At 32.9% G+C, this 3,170-nt stretch carries 3 protein-coding genes and 1 pseudogene; all 4 read left to right on the top strand.

The window, feature by feature from the left end:
* Window positions 1-99 precede the first annotated feature (99 nt).
* A pseudogene (locus ACP5SP_RS07685) lies at window positions 100-195 on the top strand (modification methylase); the annotation flags it as partial.
* A gap of 48 nt (window positions 196-243) precedes the next feature.
* A complete protein-coding gene (locus tag ACP5SP_RS07680; RefSeq protein ID WP_428076462.1) occupies window positions 244-2,241 on the top strand; it encodes an N-6 DNA methylase in 1,998 nt (665 codons plus the stop codon).
* Between the two features lies 1 nt (window position 2,242).
* The gene (locus ACP5SP_RS07675; protein ID WP_428076460.1) at window positions 2,243-2,896 is read left to right on the top strand and encodes a hypothetical protein; all 654 of its coding nucleotides are present in this window, start codon (window positions 2,243-2,245) and stop codon (window positions 2,894-2,896) included.
* A partial coding sequence (locus ACP5SP_RS07670) for a hypothetical protein (RefSeq protein WP_428076458.1) occupies window positions 2,893-3,170 on the top strand: 278 nt, incomplete at its 3' end. The genes ACP5SP_RS07675 and ACP5SP_RS07670, both read left to right, overlap by 4 nt.

Raw genomic sequence — 3,170 nt, 5'->3', positions numbered from 1 at the left:
GTTTTAGATGCTCCATTTGTGCTTATTTACAATACAGGAGAGTACGACGAAAACTTCAACAATAAAACTCTCCAATTTGTGCTAAAATAGGAGACACGAGTGAACACACTTTATTTCGGCGATAACCTTGAAGTTTTAAGGGAAAAGATTGAAGATAAAACTGTTGACCTTATCTATCTTGACCCTCCATTTCATTGAAGGATTTAAAAATCGGAATATAATTTCATTAAGGAGATAAGAAAGATGAACGATAGAATAAAAACAAAAAATATCATTAATAAGATAATTCCCAGTGCTGAGACTGAAATTCCTCTTCTAAGTTTGCACTTACCTAAATTAGATGTATATGAAAAATCTCAAGGTGAGTGGTATATTAAAAGTCACGATGCAGATGGAAAAGAAAAGTTATTGTTCGATGAGAATAAAAGCCAAAGAAGGCCAGAAGAGATAGTTAGACAGCTTTTCTTATTTGAGCTCACAGATAATTATGGATATCCAATTGAAAAGATAAAGGTTGAAGAATCAGTAAGTTTCGGCAGAGAAAAGAAAAGGGCAGATATTGTTGTATATCAAGAAGATGGAATCACTCCTTGGATAATCGTCGAAGTAAAAGAGCCAAATGAAAGATTAAACATACCACAGCTTAAAAGTTATCTCAATGCCGAAGGCTCGCCTATAGGGGGTGCAGTTAACGGAAAAGAAATAACTATTCTTTACAGGCCATATCCTAAAGAATTTGAAGATAACTTGCCAGATATTCCTACATATACCGAGTACTCAGAAGTTAAAAATTCAACAAACCCTGCGATAGATGTTTCAGAAATAGTGTTGAGCAGAAACTGGACCCTTGAAAAACTCAAAGAAGTAAATAAGCAAAAGAAAAGGCCTTTAAGAGACATCATTGAGACTTTAGAAGAGCTTGTCCTTGCAAATTCCGGAGTTGATAGCTTTAATGAAATCTTTAAACTCATCTACGCAAAGCTTTATGATGAGCATGAAGCACCAAATAGGAAGGACCACCAATTAAAGTTTAGGAAATATAAAGACCCGCAGGTAACCTATAAAGAGATTTCAGACCTTTTTAATGGCGCAAAGAAAGAGTGGAAAGGGATTTTCGAGAAGACAGAAGAAATTAAATTAAAGCCAGACCATCTAAATATATGCGTTGGAGAAATGCAAGAAATGGAGTTATTTGGTGCAGACTTGAGAATTATTGATGAAGCATTTGAATATTTAGTCCCTGAAGTTTCAAAAGAGAAAAAAGGACAATATTTTACTCCAAGAGTTATTATAGATGCGGCAGTCAAAATGTTAAATCCACACAGGAAAGAATATGTTATTGACCCTGCTTGTGGTAGTTCAGGATTCATAGTTCATGCAATGCAGTATGTATGGAAAAAATACCATATGGAAGATAAAGATGTTAAATCAGCCTATGCTGGAAGGTACCTTTGGGGGATAGATTTTGAGGAAAAGGCAACGAAAATTGCAAGAGCTCTTATGTTAATTGCTGGCGATGGTAAAGCACATATTTACCAAGAAAACTCCCTTGAATTTACAAGGTGGAGTGAAGGTTTTAAAGCAGATTTGAAAAAAGAAGAGTTGTTATATGATGAAAGTTTTAAAGAGTTGAATTTCGACATCCTTTTGACAAATCCTCCATTCGCAGGAGACATACAAGAACATTGGCTAAAAGCGCTATATAATGATATTCTTCCAGAAAACAAAATAAAAACGGATTCTACAGTAGATAGGCATATACTTTTTGTAGAAAGAGCGTTAGATATGATCAAGCCAGGCGGAAGATTAGCAATTGTCCTTCCTCAAGGTGTTTTCAATAACACTAACGATAAATATATTCGTGAATTCATTATGAAAAAAGCAAGAATTCTTGCAGTAGTTGGCTTGCACGGTAACTCTTTTAAACCACACACAGGAACTAAAACATCATTGTTATTTTTGAGAAAGTGGAAAGAAGATGAACCGGATAAAGGCGAAAATCCAAAGTTGAAAGATTATCCTATTTTCTTTGCAGTTTCAAAGATACCAATGAAAGATAATTCAGGAAACTATGTTTTTGTTAAAGACGAAAACGGCAATATGGCTTTTGACGAAGAAGGAAACCCAGTCTTTCAAACGGATTTATTTGATATCGCAGAGGCTTTTATAAAATGGGGAAGGGAGAGATTGAAGGAAGGAGACATAGTTTTTAATTTCTTGAATGATGTGGAGGTTGAGTAAAGTGCCAACTACTACTGATAATGTTTTAAATTGGTTTAAATCTTCCGAGATTGATTATTTTTCTGCATTTATAAAATTATGGTTATCCTTCAATGCATGGTATAGACAGCATTATAACGAAGATTATATAAGGAAAGATAGAGACCATATAAACATAATAAAAGGAGTATATAAAAATGATACTCAAAATCTAAACGATTATGACAGGTCTTCTCGAAATCCTATCCATAGAAAATTTAATAATTTAATGACACATCAAGATATAGAATCAAAGGAGTTTAGAAAATATATTGAGAAGTTTCTTTATTTGTGTAAGACCAAAAACACAAAAGGATTTTTTGACGGGTACAACGAAGAAGAAAAAAACTTAGGTGAATTTTTTATTAGTTCTAATGAAACAGCACGATCTATTAAAACTAAGCTTAACAAGGGAATATACTTTTCTTTTGAAGAAGACCAAACAGTGTATACCGAAGTAACTTTAGTAATTGAAAATGATTTAGATAAGCTTTATTCATATATTATGGAAATAATTTATCAAGAAAGAAATGCCCTTATACACGGTGATATGGCGTATAATCCAGCAAATCATGAAATAGTAAAATACTGTTATTTGATTCTTTATTATTTAATGGAAGAGTTGGTGATATCATGATAACAGCAACGCATAAAGGCAAAATGTATGATGTTGAGTACTCAATTGTTAATGTCTCAGAGTTAGAAAGGGGATTAAGAATTGATGCAGAATATTATGATCCTTATTATTTGAGAAATGAAGTGATAATAAGATCGATAAATTGGACTTACTTGAATGAGGAGAAATTTTTCATCAAAAGAGGTACTCAACCTTCATATTCAGAAGAAGGAACCTGCCTTTATGCATTAAACTCTGTTTGTATTTTAGATGGAGATATAGATTTTTCTAATAG

It is taken from the genome of Caldisericum sp. (assembly GCF_049967455.1).
GTDB classification, from domain to species: Bacteria; Caldisericota; Caldisericia; order Caldisericales; family Caldisericaceae; genus Caldisericum; species Caldisericum exile_A.
The sequence above is the reverse complement of the archived record's forward strand: the minus strand, read 5'-3'. Positions and strand labels throughout refer to the sequence as shown.